The organism is Streptomyces sp. NPDC021749, assembly GCF_040640655.1.
Classification (GTDB): Bacteria; Actinomycetota; Actinomycetes; order Streptomycetales; family Streptomycetaceae; genus Streptomyces.
In genome coordinates this window covers 1-25,005 of record NZ_JBFACE010000035.1, presented here as the reverse complement: position 1 = coordinate 25,005, position 25,005 = coordinate 1, and the positions used below count along the sequence as shown (strand labels likewise).

Sequence of the window (25,005 nt, the reverse complement as noted above, 5' to 3'; positions counted from 1 at the left end):
CGGTTCGGGCGTGCGGGGGCGGGCGGGCGTCAGATCGACTGAAACGCACGTGGCGCCCTCTCCTTGGGAGGGCGCCACCGGACTGCCGCCGTTCACCTGGTCATTTTGCCCGCGCAATTGTCGAATTGACGAAGATGGGCGCGCCGTCGTCGGTGACGACGCCCGGAACCCCGGTGGGAACGGTGAAGCCGACCTTGTTCGGCTGGAAAACCAGGCACATGCTCGACCCGCCGTAGCTGAAGTACCCGATCTCCTCGCCCCGGGTGACCCGCTGGCCCACCTCGGCCGTGATGGTGACCGAGGAGATCTCGGTGATCCCGACGGGAATGACACAGACCTTGCCGATGGCGGGGGACTCGCTCTTGATGACCACGATGCCCCTCGTGTTGACGTTGGCCTGGTAGCCCTGGGAGAGCGTACCGGCGGTCGGGTCGACCTGCTCCGAGTACAGCTCGCTGAACATCAGCCCCTCGACCGTCTCCTTGTACTCGATCACGCCGTCGACGGGAGCGTGCCATCGGTGATAGTTGGCTCCCGAGAGGAACGACTGGAAGACGCTACCGCCCACGAATGTGTCGATGCCGCTGTATTTGCTGAGCAACGTGTGAAGCGAGTACCGCTGGTGCTTGATGTCGAGGATGTGGGCGTCCTTTTGGACGTTCGGATACACCATGACCACCGAGCCGTCGTTCGGAGAGACGACCGCCCGCAGGTCGTGCAGTGCTCCGTTGGGGCGGAACTCAGGCTTGATGGGCCGGTGGAAGAAGGCGTTGTAGGACGTGAATCCGCCGTATGGGGCGTCCCGGTCGACCTCGAACTCGTAGAGCTTGAAGTCCTCGTACGCCGCCTGGCTCAGCCAGCCGTCGGGGCCGTCGTACAGGACGTGGCGGCTCTCCGGGCTGTCCAGAAAGGCGCACCATGCTTTGAGGATCTTCCGCAGGGCGCCGTTGAACCTCTGATCACGGAAGAGTTCCCAGCCGTCCTCCTTGACGGCCATCATGTAACAGAACAGGGCTGACATCGGGAAGTAGATGCGCTGCTTGGGATCCAGACGGTAGTGGGGCGCGGTCTGCGTGATCTCGTCAAGGCAGGTCAGCATTTCGGCGATGTTCCTGACCCCACCGGGATGCAGTTTCAGGGCCGCTTCGATCGTCCGCGTCATGCGCTCCCGGAGATCCTTCTCCCGGTCGAGCAGATCCGCCAGTTCCTGGACGGGCTTGACGTGCTCCATCGCCAACTGCGCCCTGGCTCTCTCCACCAACGCCGCCTGCCAAGCGTTGACCGCCTTGCGGTCCTGCGGCAGATAACCCGCGGCCCGGCCGAACGAACTCTGGTAGCTCGCTTCGATCGCCGCCTCGCTCAGGGGTGTGCTCATCGTTGTCTCCGTCCCTCGATCGGATGGCCGTACGGAACCTCGCCTGTACGGCGGCTCACTGATTGCGCAGGGTCCGTGCCTGGCAGTAGCCGGATGGCGTCGTGCTCGCCGGCCCGGTGCTTCCCCGCCCGACCGCCCGCGCTCCACACAGGCAACGTTTCGCGAGGCAACGCGGTCCGGCAATCCGCCGACGGAGTGGCAGCGTCCGACCGACCTCTGTGGGCGGTGTTCGGCGGTGCCGGTGATCACGGTGCGTCGCGGTAGCCCTTGGCTCTGCCGGACAGGGCCGCCACGGCGCGTACGGCAGCTGGGGCCCGTCTTGAAAGTGATCTTGCCCAGAGCGGGACGGCCGGCGGCCGAGGAGCATCGCCGGTCAGAGGCGGACGATGACCAGGGCGGTGTCGTCGCTGCCGCCGCCGACCAGGCCGAGGCGGGCGAGCAGGGTGTCGGCCAGGGCCTCGGGGGCCCGGTCGCTGCACTGGCCAAGGGCGTCGGTCAGCCGGGCCAGGCCGGTGTCGATGTCCTCACCCCGGCGTTCGATCAGGCCGTCGGTATACATCACGAGCGTGTCGCCGGGACTGTAAGAGGCGGTGGCCTGGGGGCGGGGGACGTGCTGGGGCCGAACTCCCAGGGGTGGGTCGGTGGCCTTGTCCAGCAGCTCGCAGGTGCCGTCCGTGTGTACCAGGACGGGCGGCGGGTGACCGGCGTTGCTGTAGATGATCAGGCAGCTCACCGGATCGACCAGCACCTTGACCACGGTGGTGTTCAGCGCCCCTTCGATGGAGCGGGCATACAGGCCCAGCACCTCCAGTGCCTGAGCGGGCCGCTCCAGGGCGCGGATAGCCGCGCTCAGCGCACTGCGGAGCATCCCCATGACGGCGGCGGCCTTCAGACCGTGCCCCACGACGTCGCCGACCGCGACCGCGAAGCGTCCGTCGGACAGGTCGACCATGTCGTACCAGTCACCACACACGTTCAGCGATCCGGCCGCGGGCAGGTAGCGCACGGCTACACCCTCGTGCCGGGCCAGGTCCGGGACCTGAAGCATGGCCTCCTGCAGTGCAACGGCCACCTGCCGCTCACGAGCGTGCGCGGCCCGCAGCTCGTCGTTCAACCGCTGCAGCTCCCGGGCCCTGGCATACAGCTCCGCCTCCAGGGCTTCCCGCTCGGTGAGCTGCCCGGGCTGCGGCCGGCCGTCGGAAGCACGAGCCTGGACGAACGCCGTCACGTCCTCCACCCGATGGATGATCCACACCACACTCCCGTCCGGGGCAAGGATCGGCGTGTTGATGGGGGACCACCACCGCTCCTCGAAAGCACCCAGCCGCCCCATGATGGGAATGTCGTACTTCTGTAGCGCCATCGTGTCCGGCTTCTTCGAGGCCAGCACCCGGTGCAGCGAGGCATCCAGATTCCGCACCCCATCAGCGTCAGGGTCGGCCGGATTATCCGGGAAAGCATCGAAGAGATACCTCCCGATCAAGTCCTCCCTGGTCCGCCCCGTCGCCTCCAGATACGCCTGGTTCACCTCCGCGATCACCAGGTCCGGACCCAGCACCAAATACGGACTCGGAGTACCGGCGAACAACGCCGCGTAATCGATCCCCTGCACACCCACCGCCCTCCGCCTCCTTCCCACCCTGCGGCCGCCCCACCTCTCTCACGCTACGGTTCACCCGGCCCACCCGCTCGCTGCGCCAGCGCTCGGTCACTTTCGTCCGCCCTGCGGTTCCGCGGGGCCGCGGGGACGGCCCGGGTCGCGGATCGTTCTGGAGTGCGCCGAGGGGCGTTCGACCAGGGAAATCTCATGTCGGCTGCGTGTTGTTCCGGATACGGTCCGACCCCGGCGAAGGCGGTTCCTCGGACACGGCCTGGACGGCTTGGCCGACGAGCCACGGCCTGGTGTCCCGTGGAAGATCACCGATGCGGACGTCGAGCGGGTCATCGTCAAGGCACTGGAGGAGAAGCAGAAGAACGCCACACCGGTCGACCAGGTCGATGGCGGCAGCGCTCGACAGGGAGCGGACCCGTCGAGGCTCGCCGCCACAGGCGTTCACGCAGCGGGCAGGTGCGGCGTTTCCCGTTTCCCTCCTCGGAGTGGTTTGGTCCGGCTCCTGGGCCGTTGCCGGTGATCTTCCGGTTGTCTCTCGGACAGCAGGCATGGTGCGTACGAGCAGTCCATGCGCCGAGACGCGCACAGCAGAGGGGCCACTATGAGCGACGGGACGGTTCTGTTCGCGGTACACGAGTTCCCACAGGGTCAAGGCGTCGCCGCCGAGCAACTGCGCAGAATCCGCGACGAGTTGGAGGCCCGAGGCCTTGACGTGCGCTGGGCCACCACGGCCGACGACGCCCAGGCAGTGCTGCGGACCGAGGCAGGCACGGCTGCCGCCGTGATCGACTGGGACCTTCCCCAGGCCGCCGGAGAAGGCGGCGAAACAGGCGGTGCCGAGGTACTGCGCCAGGTCGGCCGGCGCTTCCAGAATCTGCCCGTCTTCCTGGTCACGGACGGCGAAGGCCTGGAACACCTGCCCTTGTGGGTGGCCGAAACGGTGATCGGCTACATCTGGCCGCTGGAGGACACCGCGCCCTTCATCGCCGGACGCATCGCCAGCGCCGCCCGCGGCTACCAGCACGACCTGCTGCCACCGTTCTTCAAGGCACTGCGCCGCTTCGACCACGCGCACGAGTACTCCTGGCACACCCCTGCCCACTCCGGCGGTGTCGCCTTCCTCAAGTCCCCCGTCGGCCGGGCCTTCCACGACTACTTCGGAGAACGGCTGCTGCGCAGCGACCTGTCGATCTCCGTCGGGGAACTCGGTTCCCTCTTCGAACACACCGGCCCGGTCGGTGCCGCCGAGCGCAACGCCGCCCGCGTCTTCGGTGCCGACCGCACCTACTTCGTACTCCACGGCGACTCCACCTGCGACCGGATGGTCGGTCACTTCAGCGTCACCCAGGACGAGATCGCACTGGTGGACCGCAACTGCCACAAGTCGGTGCTGCACGGCCTGGTCCTCTCCGGAGCCCGGCCGGTCTACCTGGTCCCCACCCGCAACGGCTACGGTCTGGCAGGTCCCCTGCCGCCCGCCGAGATTCAGGCGCCGTCGGTCGCCTCCCGGACCAGCCGCAACCCCCTGGCCCGGGGCGCCGTCTCGCCGAAGGCCCAGTACGCGGTGCTGACCAACTCCACCTACGACGGCCTGTGTTACGACACCCTCCAGGTCGCCCAGGCCCTGGCACCCAGTACCCCTCGGCTCCACTTCGACGAAGCCTGGTTCGCCTACGCCCGCTTCCACCCCCTTTACGCCGGCCGCTACGGCATGGCGGTGGGCCCCGAAACGTTCCCCGGCCCCGAACGCCCCACCGTCTTCTCCACCCAGTCCACCCACAAGCTGCTGGCCGCCCTGTCACAGAGCGCCATGGTGCACATCAAATCCGCTCCCCGGGCGCCGGTGGAGCACGACCGGTTCAACGAGGCGTTCATGATGCACGGCACCACCTCACCGCTGTATCCGATGATCGCCTCCCTCGACGTGGCCACCGCGATGATGGACGGCCCCCAGGGCCGCTGCCTCATCGACGAAGCGGTGACCGAAGCCATCCGCTTCCGTCAGACGGTCGTACGCGTCGGCCGGCGCATCGCCGCCGACGACGACGACCGGCCCGACTGGTTCTTCGGTGTCTGGCAACCCGAGACCGTGACCGACCCGGCCACCGGCGAGCGTCTGCCCTTCGCCGACGCACCGCCCGAGCTGCTACGCACCGAACCGTCCTGCTGGCAGCTGGAGCCCGACGCCGACTGGCACGGCTTCACCGGACTGACCAAGGGCTATTGCCTGCTCGATCCCATCAAGGTCACCCTCACCTGCCCAGGCATCGACGCCACCGGACAGATGTCCCCCTGGGGCATCCCCGCCCGCATCCTCACCGCCTACCTGGCCACCAGGGACATCGTGGTGGAGAAGACCGACAGCTACACCACGCTCATCCTCTTCTCCATGGGGATCACCAAGGGCAAGTGGGGAACCCTGATGGACGCGCTCATGGACTTCAAAGCGCTCTACGACCACGACACACCCCTGGAGCAGGTACTGCCCGAGCTGGTCGCCGCCCACCCCCACCGCTACACCGGCCAGACCCTGCGCGAACTGTGCCAGCAGATGCACGACCACCTGCGCGACGCCCGCCTGGTCGAGCTGCTCGACACCGCCTTTCAGGACCTGCCCGAGCCCGTTACCCCGCCCCAGCACTGCTACCAGCGCCTCATCCGCGGCGGCACCGAGCGGGTACGGCTGACCGACGCGGCCGACCGGGTGGCCGCCGCCATGGTCACCGTCACCCCGCCGGGCATCCCCGTCCTCATGCCCGGTGAAAACACCGGCGCCCCCGACGGCCCGCTGCTGCGGTACCTGACCGCCCTGGAGTCCTTCGACCGGCGGTTCCCCGGCTTCCACAGCGAGACCCACGGCGTCACCGTCGCTCCGGACACCGGCGACCACCTCATCGAATGCGTACGCCAGATCCCCGCCCAGCAAACCGGCCGCACCGCCGAAGAGCACCACACGACACCGACGCCGCAGCCGCTCAGCCCCCAACTGCCCACAGACTGAGCGCAAGGCACCAGATAGGCCCGGCCCCCCCCGCCGGACGGGGGAGCGGCCAGGATGTCACTTGGCAGCGATCGCCCCCAGCACGTTGAGCCGGGCCACGACCGATGCGCAGGTCACGGAGGGGGCGACCGGCCGCCCAGGCGACAGCGCGCTCGCGCGGGCGGTCCCGTACCGGTCGGTCGCCTGTGTCGTCGCCGCGTCCGGCCGACGGCGGTGCCCATGGTGACCTCATGCGTCACCATGGGCACCGTGGTGCGCTGGCTAGGACAATGCCTTCCGCAGTGCAACCCAGCCCAGCAGCGCGCACTTGACGCGTGCCGGGTGCTTCGAGACGTCGCGGAACGCCGCGGCTTCGGCCAGCCGGGCAGGCCAGGGGTCGGATTCCGGCAGCGGCTGCCGCAGCAGCGAAGCGAACTCCGTGTGCAGCTCGTCCACTTCGCGCACCGAGCGGCCGATGGCGAGGTCGGTCATGATTGACACCGCAGCCTGGCTGACCGAGCAGCCCTGCACCTCGTACGAGAGGTCCTCGACGACGGCGGCGTCACGGTCGTCGTCTCCCGTCAGCCTGACCCGCAGGGTGATGTCGTCCCCGCACATCGGGTTGAAGTGGCGGGCCTCGGCGTCGTACGGCTCCCGGAGCCCCACGTTGTGCGGGGACCGGTAGTGGGCGAGGATGATCGCCTGGTGTTCGGCGGTCAGCTGCATATCGTCCTCCCCGTCGCGAAGATCCTCCGGGCCTCCTCGATTCCCTCCGCCAGCACCTCGATCTCCTCCGGACGGTTGTAGAGGTAGAAGCTGGCCCGCACGCTGGCCGGTACTCCCAGCCGGCGGTGCAGCGGCCAGGCGCAGTGGTGCCCGACCCGGACCGCGACGCCTCGCGTGTCCAGGACCTGGCCCACGTCGTGGGGATGCACCCCGTCGACCACGAAGGACACGGTGCCGCCGCGGTCCTCCGTGGTTGCGGGACCGAGGAGGCGCACTCCGTCGATTCCGCCCAGGACGGTGAGCGCCGTGCGGGTCAGCAGGCGCTCGTGGGCGGCGACACGGTCCATCCCGACCGAGGACAGGTAGTCCACGGCAGCCGCCAGGCCGACGGCCTGGGAGGCCGCTGGGACGCCCGGTTCGAACCGCTGGGGCGGCGGGGCGTAGGTGGACTCCGCCATCTCGACGAATTCGATCATCGAGCCGCCGGTGAGGAAGGGCGGCATGGCCTCCAGCAGTTCGCGCCGCCCGTAGAGGACACCGACGCCGGTGGGGCCGAGCATCTTGTGTCCGCTGAAGACCGCGAAGTCCACGCCGAAGCCGCGGAAGTCGACCGCGGTGTGCGGTACGGACTGGCAGGCGTCCAGCAGGGTGAGTGCTCCGACCTCGGCGGCCCTGGCGGCGATGCGGTGCACCGGGTTGACCGTGCCGAGCACGTTGGACTGGTGCGTGAAGGCCACCAGCCGGGTGCGCGGCGTGATGAGCTCGTCCAGACCCGACAGGTCGAGCCTGCCGTCGTCGGTGAGGCCGAACCAGCGCAGTGTGGCCCCCGTGCGGCGGCACAACTCCTGCCAGGGCACCAGGTTGGCGTGGTGCTCCATCTCGGTCACCACGATGGTGTCCCCGGGACCGATGCGGAAGCGCTCCGCTCCGGCAGCGGCGGCGGTCGCGGCGTTGCTCATCGCGTAAGCGACGAGGTTGATGCCTTCCGTGGCGCTCTTCGTGAACACCACCTCCCCTTCGTCGGCGCCGACGAAGGCCGCGGTCCGGCTGCGCGCCTGCTCGTAGGCCACCGTGGCCTCCTCCGAGAGCTGGTGCGCTCCCCGGTGGGCGGCCGCATGGGAAGTGCGGATGAACGACTGCTCGGCGTCGAGGACGTGAACAGGCCGCTGGGCCGTCGCACCGGAGTCGAGATAGACCAGCGGCCGTTCCGGGCCGATCTTGCGGTGCAGGATCGGGAAGTCGGAGCGGATCCGCTCCGGGTCCAGAACCGAATCCGGGGCCGGACCAGGCCCGATGAGGGTGGTCATACCGCGGCGCTCTCTGCGGAGCCGGCGGAGGCCAGGCCGGCTATCACCTTGTTGGTGGTCTGCAGGCACAGACCGCGGGCGCACACGGTGACGCTGTCGCTGTCCGCCTCGTCCGCGATGTTCAGGAACTTCGGGTTGAAGCTTTCGATGCGCTTGGTGCGGACGCCTTCGGCGTAGTCGGCGGGCGCGGTCCAGCACAGGTCCTTGTAGGAGTCGGTGTGCTCGGGGATGACGGTGTGGTCGGTGAGTTCCAGCACCGCGCCGAACATCAGCAGCGGCTCGTAGAGTGGTTCGGGGGACTCCGGGTCGGTCGTGGGACGGTCCGCGACATAGCTGAAGCCGGCTCCGATCATCGAGAACCGGCAGGTGCCCAGGGGCTTTACCCGGGAAGCGGATTCCATGGCGCTGCCCCCGCCGAGCTTGCGGGCGAGCAGGTCACCCACCACGTAGGACAGTTCGGAGGACGGGTCGGGTACCGGGTTCCGTACGGCTGTCTCAGGGAAACGGGCCATGGTGCGCAGGTCGTCCGCGCGCAGCTCGGTGAAGTGGATCGGTGCGGTCTCCACGGCGGAGTCCGCGATGCTCTCGGCATAACATCGTGCGAAGCTCAGTGGCAGCATGCTCGTGGGCGTACTGATCACGTTCGGGTGCGTCGGGTTGGTGTCCGCGCGACGAGTGCCGGTCAGGACACGGGGACCGTCGTCCGTGTTGGCCATGACCGTGACCTGTAAGACCGGCTGCCACAGTGTGCCGGGCTCCAGACACTCCCGCAGAGTGGCCGGGCCACGCGACCGGAAGCCCGCCAGGACGCCGTCAAGTTCCGCCGCGCCGTAGAACTTTGCCATGGGAAAGCCCTTCCTCGTTCGTGTGGTGCTTACCAGAGATCATTTTTTCCCGAGTGGCCGTGGCCGTGATCATCCTTTTCGGCCAGCTTTGGCGGCCCGCAGTGACGCACTCCGAGCTTCCGGGCGACCAACTGACCTGCCACATCTGTCCGTTGTGCGGTGGCCGGTAGTTGAGCTTGACGGGCGGACGGCAGGGGAACATGTGCACGTTGCAGGTAAGCAAAGGGGCAAGGACGGTAAACGGCATGAGCGAGGACCTCCGCCGACTTTTCGACTTCATCGGCTTCTCTGCCCGGCTCCGGGAAGTGGAACGGCACAACCACGCCACCCCGGAGCGCAAGGAGAGCGTGGCCGAGCACTCGTGGCACCTGGCGCTGGTCTGCTGGGTCCTGCACCGTGAGTTCGAGCGGGAGTACGGGCACGCGCTGGATCTGGAGAAGATGCTCAAGATGTGTCTGATGCACGACCTCGTGGAGATCGAGGCGGGCGATCCCTCGGCGTGGCGCACTCAGCACAGCGCGCAGCACAGGGAGGACAAGGCCCGCATCGAGGAAGAGGTCGCCCAGCGCCGGTACGGGGCGCTGCCCGACGAGCTGGGGGCGGAGTTCCTGGCGCTGTGGCGTGAGCATGAGGCGGGGGTCACGCCCGAGGCCCGTCTGGTGCGGGGCGTGGACCGGCTCAATCCCGCGCTGATGCGCTACCTCACGGGCCAGGGGTGGCACGACGTCGGCGCGGACACCGGGGCACTCGACCGCCTCCAGCTTCCCCGCCTTGAGGTGAGCCAGACCCTCATCGCGCTGTACGAGGAGGTCAGGGACGCGGCGGTCGCCAAGGGCCTGCTCACGCCGGCGTCCGGACCCGCCGCCGCCTCCTGAGCGCCGACACCACGACCCCCGAACAAGACCGCAGCGCCCGGCGCATTGCAGCCGGGCGCTTTGCCGTGGCCCGCCACGCCATCTCCGGGCTCCGCCCCTGGACGCACCGGACGACGCTCAGCGTACGAAGGCGATCTCCGGGAAATGGCGCGAGGGACCGTCGAGCAGGCCGCTGTGCCGGTGGCGCAGATGCTTGTCGAAGAAGGCCGCGAGGTAGGTCCGTTGGACCGCGATGGAGCGGTTGGGGTCGATCGTGCCGACGATCTGTGCCACTTGTTCCGGGGTCAGATGGAAGGCGCCCGCTGCCTGGGGGAGGAGGACCTGGTTGTCAACGAAGGAATTGTGCGCGGCGCCGAGCAGTTTCAGGTCGAGCCGCTCTCCGTGCAGATGGTCCCAGAACTTCGCCCAGCTCCGGTCCGTGTTGCGGTTGTGGTTCTGTGAACTGAACAGCAGGAAGGGGCGGTTGAGCGGCTTGGTGGTCGACGGTCCGAAGAACTGGCCGTCCAGGTTCGCGCCGGCGTCGATCCTGGAGTCCGCATGCATGGCCGCCGGCACCGCTCCTCCGCCGAGGGAGGCGCCGAACATCCCGATGTGGTTCATGTCCACGGCCTTGGAGAGCCCGCGGGGGAGCGGCTTGTGGTCCACGTCCGGATTGTGGCCGCGGGCGATCGACTCCAGCTGGTTGATGACGAAGTGGGTGTCCGCCGCCCGGACGGCGATCGTGTCGGACGAGTGGGAACCCGGCGGCATGGTGTTCACCTCAAGCCGCCCGCCGGGGAACTCCACCTCGCTGGCATCGTGGGTGTGGTCGATGGTGACGACCAAGTAGCCGCGACTGGCCAGGTCCTGAGCGAGAGCGGTGCCCATCGCACGGGGTGAGTGGAGCCCGGTCGAGTACAGCAGCACCGGCAATCTGCCGGCCCCGCGGTCCACCGGTGCGCCGATGTGCCCGGCAGTGACGGGCAGGGTCACCGCGCCCGGGGGCACCTGCGAGCGGGCCAGGTAGTGCGCGGCGGCGGCGGGCGGCAGCCAGGGGGCGGCGGGATGGCGATCGGTGTCCGTGGCCGGGTACCACACCGAGACCATCAGCTCACGTGCCTGGCTTCCGGGCACCCATGGATCCGCGCGTTTGGCGTCCCGCAAGTGCAGGTCGACCACTCCGACGCGATGACGTCCGGTCGGCGCGGGGAGAGTCAGCTGACCCGGAGCAGGAGCCGGGGTCGGGGTCGCTGCGGTGTCCGAGGGCGCCGCCGTATCCAAAGCCGGTGCGGTGGTCCTGGGCGCGCTGGTGGTCTTCTCCGCGGCGGTGGCCGGCGCGACCCCGGCGCCCAGGGCGAGGGTCAGGAGTCCTGTGGTGCCGACGATCCGGGTGCGCAACCGGCTCTGGCGCCTTCGTGCGTGTTTCATGGCAGCCCCCTCCATGGTGGTGATCGCCATGTGGCCAGCGATCGGCTGGCGATCATCGTATAGGGCAGTTTGCCATGGCCGTGCCAACCTCTCTGATGGGGCGGCGAGTTATGCCAACGGTGATAGGTGAAACCCCGCTGCTGACACGACCGGAAATGCATGGTGCGGCTCCGTGACCCGTCCGTTTGCCGGGCCTCTGCGGCCGGCTTTTTCCTCGGAAGCGTCCACGCAGGTAACGGTCTCTCGGGCTCGTGGGGTATGTCCTGAGGTGAGCGGTGCCGAAAGTCGATACGAGCCATGTGCCGGGAGAAAAGCCCTGGTGGGGCCGGTGGAAGGGGGCGGTGGCCGGCAACTCGGCACCCTCGCCGACCCGTCGCAGCAGCAAAGGCGCGAGCCGGCGGAGGGCCGGCGTGAGCGGCCGTTCCGCCGCCTCGGTGCGGTGACTCCTCGGGCGTCGTGCCCGGTCAGAAGGCTTCTGGAGGGAGGACGGATTCACGCCATCGTCGGAGGGCGGCCATCGGATGTGCAATTCCCGGGGCGTTGCTCCCGTTTTCACACAGCGTTTTTGTTACGCGGCAGTTCGTGATCGTGGAGCCTTGTCAATCGCCTGCCGCGAGTTCGCGGATTCCCCGGGGAGGAGGCGCTTGGGGGTGGCCGTTCAACGGATGGGCAACTGTGTGTGACGCGGCGAATGCAGAACGAAAACATGGCGGCAATCACCGGATCGGACGGGGCAGTTGGGAATTTTGCAAGGCCGGGACGCGACCGGAGAGGGATAAGCTACGTTTTCCCGCGGTGAGTTGAGTGCTGTTCCTGTGAGCCGGTATACAAGGGCCCAGCACGAAAGACTTGTGATTATCCCGTGCACCACGTATTCCTACTGGGCGAGTTGCCGCACGGCCATCCCCACATGCCGAGAGGACGCTGTTCTGCACGCTGTTGCCCGCGCGCCCCGCCCGCACCGCACCCGACGCCGCGCCGACATGCCCCTGCTCGGAGGCGTCCGCCCACCGATCGCCGCACTGCTCTGCGCCTTGCTGGCAGTCGCCGCGTTCACCGCACTCGGTCTCGGTACCGTTCACGAACAGGATGTCCCGCAGGCCCTACGCGACGCGGAACGGCAGATCGCCGAGGACGCCGCCGACTCGGTCGGGACCTCCATCGCCGCAAGAGCCACGGCCGTGCGCCACGCTGCGGCGTCGGGCGCCACCGCCGGCAGCAGACCTCCCGCGGCACTACTGCGGTCCCTTCTGCCGGCCGGGCACGCTGCGGGTGGCGGTGTGCTGCTCGACCCGCGCACCGGCAGACGGCTGGCGGCCGGCGGCGAAGCGGTGCCGCTGACCGGGGTGGAGGTGACGGCGCTGCTGCGGCCCGGTACCGCGAAAATCCCGCCTCGACTGGTTCTTTCGGGCAGTGGCCAACCGCGGCTGTTGCTCTTCGCCCGGGTGACCGTCCCCGCTCCGCACGCCACGCAGGACGAGAACAACGACCAGGCAGGTGACCTGAGAGGTGATCAGGGCGACGAGGAAACCGAACTCCTCCTCGTCGTTTCGGAAAAGCTCGCTGCGCCGGCGGTATACGGAGCCGGGCGCACCGGACAACTGGTGGACCGGGACGGAAAGGTGCTTGCCACCGCCACCGCCGCCACCGGAACAGCGCCGACGCCCCGTACCGACCACCCCGCTCCGCCGGCCGCCGCAGCGGACGCCGTGGACGCCGGCCTCCACGCCGGCGACGTCTCGGGCAGCGTGCTCGGTGGCGGTCACCACGGGCTGCGCAGGGTCACCGGGTGGGCATCGGTCGCCGCCGCGGCGGACGGCACGGGCGACACCTCCGGCCTGGGGCTGACCGTCCTCACGCACAGGGAGGTGCCCCCGGCCAAGCAGGGAGCCGACCATACCTGGTTCGCGGTCGCGGCCGCGGGTGCACTGGTCCTGATCGCCGTGCTGGTCACCCTGGTGCTGTGGCACGGCATGCAGCGTGCGCTGCTGCGGCTGCATCTGTCCGCTGCCCGGCTGGCCAGGGCGGTCGGCGAACTGCCCACACGGGGAAGTGAGTTGGCGCGTCCGGTACCGGTCGCCGCGTTCGGCGAGCCCAACAGGGTCGGCCGGGCGCTGGAGTCGATACGCCGCCAACTGCTCGGCGAGACGGGCCCGCAGCCCGTGCGGCCGGAGCGGCGGCGCCCCGGTGTCCGGGCCCTGGTCCTCGCCTGCGCACTCCTGATCGCTGCGTGGGGGATGCCGCTGCTGTTCCTGCTCAACCGCGTACCGGCAGCCAAGGCCGTGCCCGCAGCCGCCGTCGCCGACCAGCAGGCACGCACCGAGGCCGCCGCCGACCGGGTGCAGCGGTCCCTCGGCCGGAGCTGCACCGACCTCGCGGCGGCGGCGTCAGCCCTCACCGGTGCGCCACGTGAGCGGGTGAGGGAGGTGCTGCGGCGGGAACACGCCGACCACCCCACGTTCCGGTCGCTGTACGTGCTGGACCGCACCGGAGCCATCGTGCTCCGGGTGGGCAAGCAGCCCCTGCGCACCCTCGTCCATCCGCCGGCCGGCGACGGAATCACCCAGGTCAACACGACGGGCACGATCCCCGCGATCGCCGCCTACGCCCGGGTCCCGGCGGCCCGGAAGGCCGGCGGCACCAAGGACGGCGCCCCGGCCGTCGTCGTCGCCGAGATCGGCGTGAACGCGCTGAACTCCCTGGTCGCCCGGCAGGGGCTCGGCAGTGTGTGGCTGACCGACGAGCACCACAGGGTGCTCGCGGCGAGTGTCGGCTTCCAAGCCTTCCAGGCGCTTCCCCACCGGAGCCTCACCCGTCTGGTGGGCAGGACCGAGGCGGGCCCCGGCAGCGCGGGCAGCCCGGTATCAGGCGTACTGCACGCCGGGACGACCCCGGGCGGGGGGCCGTCGGTCGCGGCCGCGGCACCGCTGGCGCAGAAGGGGCCGGTCGCCGGGCTCGGCTGGCGCGTGGTCTCCGCCGAGCCGGCCGCCGCGCTCAAACTGGCGGCGTATCAGCTGCAAGCGCGCACCATGCTGGCCGGTCTGCTCGCCCTGTCCGTGGGCGTCGCCTGCCTGGGCTGGCTGCACATCGTGGTGGTCAGGCCGCTGCGCGCCGTCGCCCGATGCGCGGAGCGACTGGCCGGCGGTGACCGCCGCACCGTGCTCTACCCCGTCCACCACGATGAGTGCGGCTCGGTCACGCGCAGCCTGGAACTGCTCCGGCAGGCGCTGGTGGACCGGGACCGCGGCGGCGGAAGCGCATATGCGGCCTCTGTCCCTGCCCCACCGTTCCAGAGCGGCGGCCCGCCGCAGCAGTGAAGGACCAACTGACGTGCTTTTCCTCTACGTTGTGCTGTTGTTGAGCTGTGCCGTGCTGCTGGTCGCCGGGGTGCTGGAGCAGCGACGCCACTACGCCGCGCTGGCGCAGATCCCCACTCGGGTGCTGGTCAACGGCATCCGCGGCAAGAGCTCGATCACCCGGCTGTGCGCGGGGGCGCTGCGCGGCGGCGGTCTGATCACCGTGGCCAAGACCACGGGCACCGCTGCCCGGTTCATTCACCCCGATGCCACCGAGGAACCGGTGTACCGCAAGTTGGGCATCGCCAACGTCGTCGAGCAGATCGGCATCGTCCGGCGTGCGGCGGCTTACCGGCCGGACGCGCTGGTGATCGAGTGCATGGCGGTGATGCCGGCACTTCAGGAGATCAACCAGGAGAAGCTGATCCGTTCCACCATCGGCGTGCTGTGCAACGTACGCGAGGATCATCTCGCCGAAATGGGGCCGACGCTGGACGATGTGGCCCGCTCACTGTCCCGGTCGATGCCGGTCGGAGGGGTCTGTGTCACCGCCGAGCAGGAGCGGCTGCACATTCTCAAGGAGGAGGCCGACAAACGGAGATGCCGCCTCATTGCGGTGGACCCGGAGTCGGTCACGGATGAGGAACTGCGCGGGTTCAGTTGGTTCACGTTCAAGGAGAACGTCGCCATCGCCCTGACGGTGGCCGAACTGCTCGGTGTGGACCGGGCCACCGCACTGCGCGGCATGTGGAGCGCGCCGCCGGACCCCGGCGTGCTGTCCGTCGAGCGCTATCGCACACCGGACGGCAAACGGCTGCGCTTCGCCAACGTCTTCGCCGCCAACGACCCCGAGTCGACCCTGATGAACGTCCGCCAGCTGGAGCAACTCGGTGCGATCCACCGCCCGCTGAACGTGGTCATCAACTGCCGGCCGGACCGGATCGAACGCAATGGGCAGATGGGAGCGATCATCCCCGATCTGGACCCGGAGACGGTCCTGCTCATCGGGCATCCGACCAAGAGCGCCCGCGACGGCATCCCGCCGGGCTGGACGTCGGGGCGGGTGGTGGACCTGGGCGGCGACCGGCGCGACGCACCGGAGCTGACCCGCGCCATCCTCGCCGAACTCGCCCCGGAATCCTCGCTGGTGGCCGTCGGCAACATCCACGGCCAGGGCGAACTGTTCCTGGAGCACCTCGGCAAGCTGCCCGCTGACGACACCGACCAGCCGCTTCCGGTCGCGCCCCCGCCCGAGCCGCAGCCCTACAGCTGGGTCGCCTCGCTCAACCGCCGCATGCCCCGCCCGCATCACCCGAGCCCCGGCTCTGCCCCCGCCGACGACCTGTACCAGCCGACAAGGAACCCCCTGTGATCCCCGTCAACGTCACTCCGCAGACCATCGCGCTGGGGATAGCCCTCGGACTGGTCTTCTCACTGGTCTGCTATCTGACCACCAACCTCTCTCCCGGCGGCATGATCACCCCCGGCTGGCTGGCCCTGACCCTCGTCACCGATGTGGTCCGGGCCGCAATGGTCATCGGCATCACCGCACTCACCTTCGTCGCGACCAAACTCCTCCAACGCCATGTGATCCTTTACGGGAAGCGGCTGTTCGCCGCCGTGGTGCTGTCCGCGGTACTGCTCCAGACCACGGTGGTGCTCGCCCTCCAGCACGAGTTCCCGCTCCTCTACACCGCCCAGACCCTGGGCTTCATCGTGCCCGGCCTCATCGTGTACCAACTGGTCCGCCAACCGCTGGCCGCCACCGTGATCTCCACGACCGCGGTGACCCTCGGCACGTATGTGGTGCTCGTTGCCGGGTTGCTGCTGGGAGCGCTGCCCGTCGGCTGAGCCCGCCGTACCGCCCGCGTCCGCCGGGCCCGTCACACATGGAGGAGGTCCTCATGCGCACCGTCCCCACCCCACACCGCCGGCCGGTTGCCCAGGGACCGCCGCCCGTGAGGCCGACGAACGCTCCCGCGCCCCAGCCCGACATCCCCTGAGAGGCCCCGCCATGGCCCCCACCGCCCTCACCCGGGACCCCGCCGGACGCCGCCGGCGCACCACCCGGGCCCCTCAAACCGCCGTCGCAGGACGGGAGTTGGCTGCCCTCCTGCTCATCCTGGCCACCGCCGCGGTGCTCTACGCCTGGGGCATCGACCGCGCCGCGGTCCACCCGTACTACAGCGCGGCCGTGCGGTCGATGGCGGCGAACTGGCACGCCTTCGTCTTCGGAGGGCTCGACCCGAGCGGCTCGGTCACCGTGGACAAGATCCCGGGTGCGCTGTGGCCACAGGCCCTCTCCGTCAAGCTCTTCGGACCGTACAACTGGGCACTGGTGATGCCGCAGGTACTGGAGGGCGTACTGGCCGTCTGGGTGCTGCACAGGATCGTCCGTGCCTGGGCCGGCCCCTGGGCAGGGCTGCTCGCCGCGCTGGTCCTCACGCTCACCCCGGTCACCGTCGCACTCGACCGGCACACCATCCCCGACACCCTGCTCGTCCTGCTGCTCGTCCTCGCAGCGGGATCGCTGCAGAAGGCCGTCACCAGCGGGAAGCTGCTGCCGCTGATCGCCTGCGGGACATGGGTGGGACTGGCCTTCCAGGCCAAGATGCTCCAGGCATGGCTCGTCCTGCCGGTCTTCGCCGCGGTGTACCAGATGGCAGCGCCCGGCTCCCGGTGGAACCGGGCCCGGCGGCTGCTGCTCGCCGGCGCCACCGCACTGCTCGTCTCCTGTTCCTGGCTGCTGCTGGTGTGGGCCACCCCCGCACCGAACCGTCCCTACATCGACGGGACCACCAACAACAACCCCTTCACCCTGGTCTTCGGCTACAACGGGCTGAGCCGCTTCGGTCACGACCCCAACGCGCTGGGCGCCGTCGCGGGCACCGCAGCCAGCCGCACCACCGACAACACCGGTTGGACCATGCTGGTCAACGAGAGCGTGGGCCCGCAGATCGCCTGGCTCCTGCCGCTCGCCGTACTGGCCTTGGCGCTGGGCGTGTGGTGGCGTGCCGGACAGCCGCGCACCGACGGGCCGCGGACGGGGTTCCTGCTCTGGGGCGGCTGGCTGGTGGTGCATGTCGTGGTCTTCAGCAACTCCAACGGCAACCACGGCTACTACACCGCCATACTGGCCCCGGCCCTCGCCGCGCTGAGCGGTGGCGGAGTCGCCCTCTTCTGGACCGAATACCGCGCCGGTGGCCGACGTCGAGCGGCGCTGCCCCTCGCCACCGGGCTCACGGCGCTCTGGGCCCTGCCAATCGAAGGCCCGCACAACGATTTCGCGCCCTGGCTGCTGCCGATGGTGCTGATGCTCGGACTGTGCGGGACCGTCGGCCTGTGGACCTGCGGACCAGGCACAAGGCCACGGGTGGTGCACAGTGCCCTGGCAGCCTCCCTGGCGTCCGTACTGCTCGCCCCGGCGGTCTGGGCCACCTCCTGCCTGGACCCGCGGTACGCCGGCTCACCGCTGTCGCCGCAGGCCGGACCGGTCGGACCCGACTACCGCGACCGTCCTCACCATCGGCCCACGTTCCGGCGATATCCCCTGAGCACCCCGTCCGCGCGGGACGCCGCGCTGCTGCACTACCTTTCCGCGCACCGTTCCGGGGAGAAGTACCTGCTCGCCACCCAAGCCGCCTACGGTGCCGAGCCCCTGCTGCGCGCCACCTCCCAACCCGTACTCGTCATGGGTGGCTTCACCGGCCTGACCCCCTATCCGACCGCACGAAGGCTCAGTGGACTGGTCTCCACCCACCAACTGCGCTACGCCCTCCTGACCACACGCCGCCCGTCCACACCGGCATCTGCCTGGGTGAAGACGCATTGCACCCCCCTCTCCCCCCACACCTACGGCCGAACGTCGGACGGAAGCTTCACCCTCTACGACTGCGCGCGACCAGCCGACTGAAGCCCTGGAGCCTGCCGCTGGAGAACCGCAAGGCCGACATCGCCCTGCTCCCCCCTCCGCCCGCAACCGGTCGGCGGATGAAGGGGAGGGGCCTTGGGAGTGCGGAGAGGGCAGCTGGGAGTGCGGAGGGGACAGTTGGGAGGACGGAGAGGACAACTGGGAGTGCGGAGCGGACAGCTGGGCCTGATCGCGCCGGGGCCGACCGTACGTCTTGGCGAGCACCAGACGGCGCCCGCCACTGGACCCAGACCGGTTCCGGCAGGTCCCTGGCGCGGCCGCACTGCCCAAGACCTCGAAGCAACTGTTCACCTAAGAATTCCTTCAGAGGGTGCGCCACCCCACGGGGGGATCTGCGACGCAAACTGGAGGTGATGGACACCACGTGTGACTGGCGGCCCGACGCCCCAGTGCACCTCTTTCACGCCAGGGGCGACAAGGACGTCTCCTTTGCGAACTCCCTGCGCTGCCAGCGCCAGCTGACTGCCAACGGGGCTGGCCAACAGCTCAGTGATGTCGGCGAGTTCGACGTGAGAGCGGGTTCTGGCTCACTTTCCGTGGAGGGCTGACTGGCCGTAATGTCATGTGCTCGCGATGCTGGCCGATATGACCAGCAGGGAGGGGCTGCATTGAGTCAGTACTACGACATGGGTGACCAGACCCTGTGGAACCCGTCCAACGGTGCTTCCCGGCTGTTCCTGGGCCAAGTGAGCGTCTACCAAGCCGAACTGGGTCTGCCGTCCGGCATCGGCCCCATGCAGGCTGACGAGTGTCACATCGACCCTCTCGTGTTCAAAGAGTTCGTCGACGCCCTCCTCGCATGGCACCGGGAAACGAGTCACGCCGTCATGGCTGCCTTGTCCGAGGGCTTCGTCGCCACGGTGCTGGTCTTGGCGGAGAGGGCAGGCATCGAGGTGAACTGGCAGCCAGCAGGCTACGCCGTGGAGGGCGGCCTCAAGGATGTTCAGGTGCCAGCGGCCCCGGTTTCCTCTGAGGAGGCTTGGGCAGCCGCCCTTCAGTACAAGTCACGCGAGCTGGGCCGCTTCATGGCGGCCTGAGCCTGGTCTGTCCCGCGAAACGCCTGAACCCACCAGAAGGCGATGTCCCCTGTGCAGAGCAGGACACTCTTGTGCAGAGCAGGACACGCTTGCGGAGGAGATCGAAACCGGCTCGGCCGAACATCTGGCGCTTGAGCATCTTGATCCGGTTGACGTGTCCTTCGACGACGCCGGAGTTCCAGGCAGGGCGAGGCCGGCTACGGCGTCACGTTCAGGCAGCACGGGTCCCCTGCCGAGTCCAGCAGGGGCCCCGCGGTGTGGAGAGCTGTGGAGGGCCGGGACCTGTCCTCGATGAGCGGCATGCCGGCCGACATCAGCTACCGTCTGCTGCCGGCCTGACGGCCCGGCCTCACTTCAGATGTCGGGTGAAGAACTGGGCCGCGGCGTCTCCCGCGAACTGCGGGACGCCGGTGTGCCCGCCCATGTTGGCATGCAGGGTTTTCTCCGTGGAACCGAAGGCGTCGAACAGGTCCAGGGCCGCCTGCCGGTCGTTCCCTTCGTCGTCCCACTGCAGCAGGACGTGCAGGGGAATAGTGACCTGCCGGGCCTCTTCGAATATGGCGCGAGGCACGAAACTCCCGGCGAAGAGAACGGCGGCCACGATGCGCGGCTCGACCACCGCAAGCCGGATGCCGGTGGAGACCACGCCCCCCGAGTAGCCGACCGGGCCGCCGATGTCGGGCAGTGAAAGGAGGGCGTCCAGGGCGGTTTGCCATTCCGGGACCGCCTTTTCGACCAGAGGGAGGACGAGGGCGTCGACGATCTCGTCGCTGACCGGCTCGCCGGCCTCCATCGCCCGGCGCAGATCGGCGCGGGCCTGCTCGGCGGCGGGCCAACGGGGCCGGTCGCCGCTTCCCGGGAGCTCGATGGTGGCCGTGGCGAAGCCCTCCGCCGCGGCGTGCCGGGCCCGGGCCACCAGCCGGGGGTACATCTTGCGCAGCCCGAGGGGAGGGGGGCCCAGAAGGACCAGCGGCACCGGTGCGGATGCGGATGCCGACGCGGGTGTCCACAGGATGCCGGGGATCTCGCCGAGGGTGAATTCGCGTTCGCGGACGCCGTCGTCGAGGCGCTGCTCGGAAGTGACATGCATGGTCGTGCCTTTCGGGAGTGCACTGAAATGGCGCTCCCGGACGACCTGTTTATCGTCCGACCGTGACCCCGGAGGGGAGCACCCATGTCGATAGTGCGTTCACGGATACCACCTCCTCGATCTCTCGCACGGCCTCCGGAAATGTAGCCTTGGCCGCCCCTCGTCTGCCAAAGGGTTTTCGCGGAGCCTCCGAGGCCGGATACCACGCGCACTACGCAGAGCCACTTGGGGTGGCGTCGCCACTTTCCGAGTGGCGGCTCCGCGGCGGCGGGGTGCACTGGCGCTGTCGTTTCTGTCCTGCAGTCAGCGGTTGTTGGGACTCAGCAGCGTGGCGGCCGCGGCGATGAAGGCGACGGACGCTTCCTTGGCCGCATGTCGCCGGGCATCCAGCTCGGTCCGGTCGATGGCCTTGCGCAGCGCGTACGTGGCATCCGCGGCCTGCTGGGCGGGGCCGGCCAGCTCGGGGACCAGGACCTGAAGGCGGATGTGGGGCGCGGTGATTGCCGCCCGGGTGTCGTGGGACCTCGTCTGGGCCTCAAGCTGGTGCTCGGTGCCCGCCTCGGTCAGGGCCAGACGCTCCCGATGGAACATCGCCGAGCGGTGCGCGTCCAGGGCGGCCGCGAAGTCGGTGACGGCGCCGAGCTGGTCCCGGCGGTGGCTGTCGGCGCGCTCCTCGGCGCGTGCGGTACGCGCCGAACGGTGCTGGAGGAGTCCGGCGGTCAGCGCACCGGCGAGGGTACCGAGTACGGCAACGATCGAAGGCCATATGGACATCAGGTGGTGGATCCTCTGGGGTAGTCGGTTTCGGTGGTGAGGTCGGCGGACAGCGAGGGACGTGCGGCGGCCATCGACGGCGGGGTTGCGCCTGCGGCGCTCGTTTTCCGTGGGTGCCTCGTGTTGTTCGGTGGGTCGGCGTAGCTTCAGGAGCGCGGCGGCTCTGCCGAGGAAGGCGGGCCGCGACCACATCAGTCGGCAACGGCCCGGTCCGGCGATGCCGGGCGTAATGCACAGGGAGAAGGCCCGGTTCGGCCGCCTCATGCTGTCCACTGCCGACACGCCCCTTCACCTCGGTCAACTGGTGTGCAAATGAGGTTAGTTCGACTCGACGTGCGGCCGGGTGCCACGCCGCGTCGACGTGCCTTCCGGCGACTGGGACGCCACCGTGCGATGCCGACGCGGCTTCCCATGTCACAGGTGGCCGGGCTGTCTTGTCTGAGGTAGTGAGGAAGAGACGCTCACGTCTGGGGGTGATGGTCATGCCGGGTGCGTGGCAGGGGGAGCCGGGTTCAGGGGCGGCGGCTGGTGTCTCAGCTCGCGGCCGTGGCCACCTGGTGACGGCCACGAGTACGGCCGAGCGGTCACGGCCACGAGTACGGCCGAGCCGGACCGGCTGGCGCGGGTGGCGGCGACAGCCTGGTGGAAGGCGCCTTGGATGCGGTGTCGGTGAGGCGGCGGCGGCCGCCAGTCCCAGCCGGATGCGATTGCCAACGCTCGACGGCTCGACGTCTCGACGGCTCGAAGGCACACCACCGAACGCAACCACGGGTGACGGGGGGGGGACCACTTCGCTCGCCGTGACTCAAAGGCGTCCCGACCTCGCACACGCCGCCCCTCCACACCACAACCAGAACCAGAACCAAAAAAGGATCGGACATGATCAGGATCGGCATCATCATCGGCAGCACCCGCCCCGGCCGCAACGGCGACCAGGTGGCCCACTGGGTACGGAACCTGGCAGCCGACCACGCAGGCAGCACCGCGGGCTTCGAACTCGTCGACCTGTCCGACTACGCCCTGCCGCTGCTCGATGAAGCCACCCCGGCGGCCAAGGCACCGGGCCGCCATCCGCACACCCGGCGATGGGCCGAGCGCATCGGCTCCTACGACGCCTTCATCATCGTCACCCCCGAGTACAACACCGCCCCGCCCGCCGCCCTGACCAACGCCATCGACTACCTCCACAAGGAGTGGGGCGGCAAGCCGGTCGCCTACGTCGGTTACGGCATCTTCGGCGCGGTCATGGCGGTGCAGAAGCTACGCGCACAGGCAGGCGTGCTGCGCATGGCCGACATCGGGCCCCAGATAGCGCTGTCGCTGCGCGAGGACTTCGTCAATGTCACCGACTTCCGCCCCCGGGAACTGCACACAACCCAAGTACACCAGCTCATCGACGAGCTGCTGGCCTGGGCACAGGCACTCGCCCCGCTCCGCACCACTCCCCAGGTCGCCCACCACAGCGCGTAGCAACGAGGAAACGCCCCAGGAAGAACACTCGGCATGCGCATGCGCATCACAGCCCGCAGAGCCAACGGTCCCACCGGCCATCTGCTCACAGCACAAGCATGCGCAGCCGAACCCCGCCCCGGCCACCGCGGCCAACCGCCGGTCATGGTGGCCGGGTCGATGTCGGGGTTGGCGTCGCAGTCGAAGGTCCGCAGCGACTTCTCCCGGGGGCCGGCTGCCTTGATCCGCCTCTTCGAGCTTCGTGGGTTTCGTGGTCGTAGGCGGTCAGTGCGCGCATGACCGGCTGGCCGCACATGAACTGGCTGCCTTCATCAGGCCCTTGGGGTCGATCCTCTACGCTGGCGCAGTGACTGGTGAGCAGGAGCGGGTGCAGCCGTCGGGAGTGTGGGCCACGGCGGTGGGGGTGGCCAGGGTGCGGGCGCTGGAGACCGAGCGGGAGAACGCGCTGTTCCGCGACCCACTGGCACGGGCCTTCGCCACCGCCGGCGGCCTGTGGCCCTCCTCGCCGCCGCTGCCCGATGACGAGGCCGCGCGACGCCGCCGGCTGGCCGTGTCGTACTCCATCGTCATCAGGACGAAGTTCCTCGACGACCTGTTGCAGCAGGCCTCCGCGTCCGGAGTCCGGCAGGTCGTGCTGCTCGGCGCCGGCATGGACAGCCGGGCCTTCCGGATCGACTGGCCCGAGGGCACCCGGCTGTTCGAGGTCGACACCGCCGCGCCACTGGACTTCAAGGCTTCGGTGCTGCGCCAGGAGCGGGCCGTCGCACGCTGCGAGCGGATCACCGTCGCCGTGGATCTGCGTGACGACTGGCCAGCCGCGCTGGCCGCCGCAGGGCACGACCCGGCGGTGCCGACCGTGTGGATCGCCGAAGGACTGCTGATCTATCTGCCCGAGGACGCGGTGGAGCTCCTGCTGTCCCGGATCAGCGCGCAGTCGGCAGCAGGCAGTCGGATGGGGCTGACGTTGGGCTCGCGCGGCGTGATCGAGCGCTTCGGCGCGGACGCCGCGCAGGGATCGGCGGCGTCCATGTGGGTCTCGGAGATGCCCGACGACCCGGTGGGCTGGCTGGCCGGGCACGGTTGGGAGGCCGACAGCCACACCCTGCGCGAGCGCGCTGCCGCCTACGGCCGTCCGATCAGCACCCCGCCGCAGCGCGAGGAGCGGCCCGGCGGGCTGATCTCGGCGGTCCGCCGGTAGAGCGCCTCCCGGTTCCCTAGTGCCGCGTCAGGCACCGTTCGCCCTGGCTGCCGGACGCCGCGCGGGCGGGTGTAGGTCGCCCACCGTCGGGGCCTGGGGGCTTGGGCTCGCGGTCGGGGTCCTTGTGCCGGCCGGGGTGGGGCTGCAGGTTGAGCGGTCCGCACTGGTGAACGTCACCCCGGCGGGATCTTTGCCACGGGCATGCCCTGCGCGGACAGCAGCACCATCCGGGCTCGCCGCCAGGTCACCACTGTCCCGGTGCCTGCTGCGGACGATCCGCAGCAGGCGCTGCCCCTCGTCGTCATCGATCTCACGGACGCGTGCTCGTTGTGCCGCCAGGGCAGCCTGCCGCCTGCCGAGACCGCGCCACCTGCGCGGCGGATGCCGCACTATGGGCGTGTCGCGTGCATCTCCTGAAACAACTCGAACTCGCCATCAGGGGCGGCGCTGAACCCTTGCCAGCGGAATGAGGTCGGCGTGACCTCCGTGAACGTCCACCGCGACCGCCTGCCCTGGGAGTCGGTGCCCTCCTGGATCATCCCACCGGCGCCGTCAGGCCGACCGACCTGGGAGAAGTGCGAAGGAAGCTTCGGTGAGATCCACGTAATCTGCCACAGCCCGGTCGTGACGTCGTACATGCGGATGGTGGTGCCGGGGTACCGGTCGTGGAACTCCGGGCAGAAGAGCACATCCTGCACCACCCTCCCACCCAGGGCCCAGCCGAAGCGCCACTCGCCCACTGCTGTGCGCCACGAACCGTCACCAAACCGGTACCGGTTGCTGATCTTCCACGTTCCGACCAGCCTGCCGTAGAGCATCATCGCCTCCGCGTGGTCCGGATCCGGACCTGGCGCCGACAACAGCTCCAGCATCGAGTCACGAAACGACACGGTCATCAGGGCCTGCAACCTCCCGCCTGTGCGCCACAGTTGATCGGTCCGAGGATAACCATCCCCACTGACAGGGCGAACGTTGCCTGACGCGGCACTAGGGCGCGTATCGAGTCGTGATCAATCTGTGTGATGTGCCTTCGTGGCACGGCCTGGTCCGGTAGACCGTCGTATGTGACGCGAGTACAACTG

At 69.3% G+C, this 25,005-nt stretch carries 19 protein-coding genes and 2 pseudogenes; 10 read left to right on the top strand and 11 right to left on the bottom strand.

The features are described from left to right. Positions 1 to 100: 100 nt before the first annotated feature. A complete protein-coding gene (locus AB0G35_RS28235; RefSeq protein ID WP_360955360.1) occupies positions 101 to 1,375 on the bottom strand; it encodes a phophatidylserine decarboxylase associated domain-containing protein in 1,275 nt (424 codons plus the stop codon). A gap of 373 nt (positions 1,376 to 1,748) precedes the next feature. Then, on the bottom strand, positions 1,749 to 2,993 hold the full coding sequence (locus AB0G35_RS28230; protein ID WP_360955358.1) for a SpoIIE family protein phosphatase: 1,245 nt from the start codon (positions 2,991 to 2,993) through the stop codon (positions 1,749 to 1,751). Here AB0G35_RS28230 and AB0G35_RS28225 point away from each other — a divergent pair. After that, positions 2,977 to 3,507, top strand: a complete 531-nt coding sequence (locus tag AB0G35_RS28225; protein WP_360955464.1) for a helix-turn-helix domain-containing protein — start codon at positions 2,977 to 2,979, stop codon at positions 3,505 to 3,507. The two genes, AB0G35_RS28230 and AB0G35_RS28225, sit on opposite strands and share 17 nt — an antisense overlap. A gap of 81 nt (positions 3,508 to 3,588) precedes the next feature. After that, entirely contained in the window at positions 3,589 to 5,988 is a 2,400-nt protein-coding gene (locus AB0G35_RS28220; protein ID WP_360955356.1) for an Orn/Lys/Arg decarboxylase N-terminal domain-containing protein, read from the top strand. Between the two features lie 261 nt (positions 5,989 to 6,249). On the opposite strand, the gene sufU is transcribed toward AB0G35_RS28220, so the two are convergent. Genes sufU through AB0G35_RS28205 form a run of 3 tightly spaced genes read right to left on the bottom strand, consistent with a single transcriptional unit; the run spans position 6,250 to position 8,845 of the window. Beyond that, a complete protein-coding gene (gene sufU, locus AB0G35_RS28215) occupies positions 6,250 to 6,693 on the bottom strand; it encodes a Fe-S cluster assembly sulfur transfer protein SufU (protein ID WP_360955354.1) in 444 nt (147 codons plus the stop codon). Further along, the gene (locus AB0G35_RS28210) at positions 6,684 to 8,000 is read right to left on the bottom strand and encodes a cysteine desulfurase (RefSeq protein WP_360955352.1); all 1,317 of its coding nucleotides are present in this window, start codon (positions 7,998 to 8,000) and stop codon (positions 6,684 to 6,686) included. The genes sufU and AB0G35_RS28210 overlap by 10 nt, the downstream gene beginning before the upstream one ends. Then, positions 7,997 to 8,845, bottom strand: a complete 849-nt coding sequence (locus AB0G35_RS28205; protein ID WP_360955350.1) for a hypothetical protein — start codon at positions 8,843 to 8,845, stop codon at positions 7,997 to 7,999. The genes AB0G35_RS28210 and AB0G35_RS28205 overlap by 4 nt, the downstream gene beginning before the upstream one ends. 245 nt (positions 8,846 to 9,090) lie before the next feature. Between AB0G35_RS28205 and AB0G35_RS28200 the strand changes: the two genes are divergently transcribed. Beyond that, on the top strand, positions 9,091 to 9,720 hold the full coding sequence (locus tag AB0G35_RS28200) for an HD domain-containing protein (protein WP_360955348.1): 630 nt from the start codon (positions 9,091 to 9,093) through the stop codon (positions 9,718 to 9,720). Positions 9,721 to 9,837: 117 nt separating this feature from the next. Here the strand turns inward: AB0G35_RS28200 and AB0G35_RS28195 are convergent, their stop codons facing one another. Next, positions 9,838 to 11,127: a hydrolase gene (locus tag AB0G35_RS28195; RefSeq protein WP_360955346.1), complete on the bottom strand. Its 1,290-nt coding sequence runs from the start codon at positions 11,125 to 11,127 to the stop codon at positions 9,838 to 9,840. Positions 11,128 to 12,110: 983 nt separating this feature from the next. Here AB0G35_RS28195 and AB0G35_RS28190 point away from each other — a divergent pair. From AB0G35_RS28190 to AB0G35_RS28170, 5 genes are all read left to right on the top strand, one after another. Further along, positions 12,111 to 14,444, top strand: a complete 2,334-nt coding sequence (locus AB0G35_RS28190; RefSeq protein WP_360955345.1) for a cache and HAMP domain-containing protein — start codon at positions 12,111 to 12,113, stop codon at positions 14,442 to 14,444. Positions 14,445 to 14,457: 13 nt separating this feature from the next. After that, positions 14,458 to 15,795: a poly-gamma-glutamate synthase PgsB gene (gene pgsB / locus AB0G35_RS28185; protein WP_360955343.1), complete on the top strand. Its 1,338-nt coding sequence runs from the start codon at positions 14,458 to 14,460 to the stop codon at positions 15,793 to 15,795. Further along, positions 15,792 to 16,274, top strand: coding sequence for a poly-gamma-glutamate biosynthesis protein PgsC/CapC (locus AB0G35_RS28180; protein ID WP_360955341.1), 483 nt, complete (start codon positions 15,792 to 15,794; stop codon positions 16,272 to 16,274). Before pgsB ends, AB0G35_RS28180 begins: the two co-directional genes overlap by 4 nt. A gap of 163 nt (positions 16,275 to 16,437) precedes the next feature. Then, positions 16,438 to 18,336 carry a glycosyltransferase family 39 protein gene (locus AB0G35_RS28175; protein ID WP_360955339.1) on the top strand — a complete coding sequence of 633 codons (1,899 nt, stop codon included), beginning with the start codon at positions 16,438 to 16,440 and terminating at the stop codon, positions 18,334 to 18,336. A gap of 626 nt (positions 18,337 to 18,962) precedes the next feature. Further along, positions 18,963 to 19,391 carry a DUF6086 family protein gene (locus AB0G35_RS28170; RefSeq protein WP_360955337.1) on the top strand — a complete coding sequence of 143 codons (429 nt, stop codon included), beginning with the start codon at positions 18,963 to 18,965 and terminating at the stop codon, positions 19,389 to 19,391. Positions 19,392 to 19,740: 349 nt separating this feature from the next. Here the strand turns inward: AB0G35_RS28170 and AB0G35_RS28165 are convergent, their stop codons facing one another. Further along, the gene (locus AB0G35_RS28165) at positions 19,741 to 20,481 is read right to left on the bottom strand and encodes an alpha/beta hydrolase (protein ID WP_360955335.1); all 741 of its coding nucleotides are present in this window, start codon (positions 20,479 to 20,481) and stop codon (positions 19,741 to 19,743) included. Between the two features lie 303 nt (positions 20,482 to 20,784). Then, positions 20,785 to 21,255 carry a hypothetical protein gene (locus tag AB0G35_RS28160; protein ID WP_360955333.1) on the bottom strand — a complete coding sequence of 157 codons (471 nt, stop codon included), beginning with the start codon at positions 21,253 to 21,255 and terminating at the stop codon, positions 20,785 to 20,787. Positions 21,256 to 22,134: 879 nt separating this feature from the next. On the opposite strand from AB0G35_RS28160, the gene AB0G35_RS28155 reads away from it, so the two are divergent. Further along, positions 22,135 to 22,725: an NAD(P)H-dependent oxidoreductase gene (locus AB0G35_RS28155; RefSeq protein ID WP_360955330.1), complete on the top strand. Its 591-nt coding sequence runs from the start codon at positions 22,135 to 22,137 to the stop codon at positions 22,723 to 22,725. A 143-nt stretch (positions 22,726 to 22,868) separates the two neighbouring features. Here AB0G35_RS28155 and AB0G35_RS28150 read toward each other — a convergent pair. Continuing rightward, positions 22,869 to 22,967 (bottom strand): annotated as a pseudogene (locus AB0G35_RS28150) (AAA family ATPase); the annotation flags it as partial. Positions 22,968 to 23,107: 140 nt separating this feature from the next. On the opposite strand from AB0G35_RS28150, the gene AB0G35_RS28145 reads away from it, so the two are divergent. Next, positions 23,108 to 23,923: a class I SAM-dependent methyltransferase gene (locus AB0G35_RS28145; RefSeq protein ID WP_360955462.1), complete on the top strand. Its 816-nt coding sequence runs from the start codon at positions 23,108 to 23,110 to the stop codon at positions 23,921 to 23,923. A 185-nt stretch (positions 23,924 to 24,108) separates the two neighbouring features. On the opposite strand, the pseudogene AB0G35_RS28140 reads toward AB0G35_RS28145, so the two are convergent. Both AB0G35_RS28140 and AB0G35_RS28135 read right to left on the bottom strand, forming a co-directional pair. Continuing rightward, positions 24,109 to 24,262: pseudogene (locus tag AB0G35_RS28140) on the bottom strand (IS630 family transposase); the annotation flags it as partial. Positions 24,263 to 24,312: 50 nt separating this feature from the next. Next, positions 24,313 to 24,819 carry a hypothetical protein gene (locus AB0G35_RS28135; RefSeq protein WP_360955327.1) on the bottom strand — a complete coding sequence of 169 codons (507 nt, stop codon included), beginning with the start codon at positions 24,817 to 24,819 and terminating at the stop codon, positions 24,313 to 24,315. Between the last annotated feature and the right edge of the window lie 186 nt (positions 24,820 to 25,005).

What these genes read in the sequence shown, in the direction of transcription:
- AB0G35_RS28175 (WP_360955339.1), top strand. Translation starts at nt 16,438, where the DNA reads ATGGCCCCCACCGCCCTCACCCGGGACCCCGCCGGACGCCGCCGGCGC.
- AB0G35_RS28220 (WP_360955356.1), top strand. Translation starts at nt 3,589, where the DNA reads ATGAGCGACGGGACGGTTCTGTTCGCGGTACACGAGTTCCCACAGGGT.
- AB0G35_RS28190 (WP_360955345.1), top strand. Translation starts at nt 12,111, where the DNA reads ATGCCCCTGCTCGGAGGCGTCCGCCCACCGATCGCCGCACTGCTCTGC.
- AB0G35_RS28165 (WP_360955335.1), bottom strand. Translation starts at nt 20,481, where the DNA reads ATGCATGTCACTTCCGAGCAGCGCCTCGACGACGGCGTCCGCGAACGC.
- AB0G35_RS28135 (WP_360955327.1), bottom strand. Translation starts at nt 24,819, where the DNA reads ATGACCGTGTCGTTTCGTGACTCGATGCTGGAGCTGTTGTCGGCGCCA.
- AB0G35_RS28205 (WP_360955350.1), bottom strand. Translation starts at nt 8,845, where the DNA reads ATGGCAAAGTTCTACGGCGCGGCGGAACTTGACGGCGTCCTGGCGGGC.
- AB0G35_RS28155 (WP_360955330.1), top strand. Translation starts at nt 22,135, where the DNA reads ATGATCAGGATCGGCATCATCATCGGCAGCACCCGCCCCGGCCGCAAC.
- AB0G35_RS28235 (WP_360955360.1), bottom strand. Translation starts at nt 1,375, where the DNA reads ATGAGCACACCCCTGAGCGAGGCGGCGATCGAAGCGAGCTACCAGAGT.
- AB0G35_RS28200 (WP_360955348.1), top strand. Translation starts at nt 9,091, where the DNA reads ATGAGCGAGGACCTCCGCCGACTTTTCGACTTCATCGGCTTCTCTGCC.
- AB0G35_RS28160 (WP_360955333.1), bottom strand. Translation starts at nt 21,255, where the DNA reads ATGTCCATATGGCCTTCGATCGTTGCCGTACTCGGTACCCTCGCCGGT.
- AB0G35_RS28195 (WP_360955346.1), bottom strand. Translation starts at nt 11,127, where the DNA reads ATGAAACACGCACGAAGGCGCCAGAGCCGGTTGCGCACCCGGATCGTC.
- sufU (WP_360955354.1), bottom strand. Translation starts at nt 6,693, where the DNA reads ATGCAGCTGACCGCCGAACACCAGGCGATCATCCTCGCCCACTACCGG.
- AB0G35_RS28210 (WP_360955352.1), bottom strand. Translation starts at nt 8,000, where the DNA reads ATGACCACCCTCATCGGGCCTGGTCCGGCCCCGGATTCGGTTCTGGAC.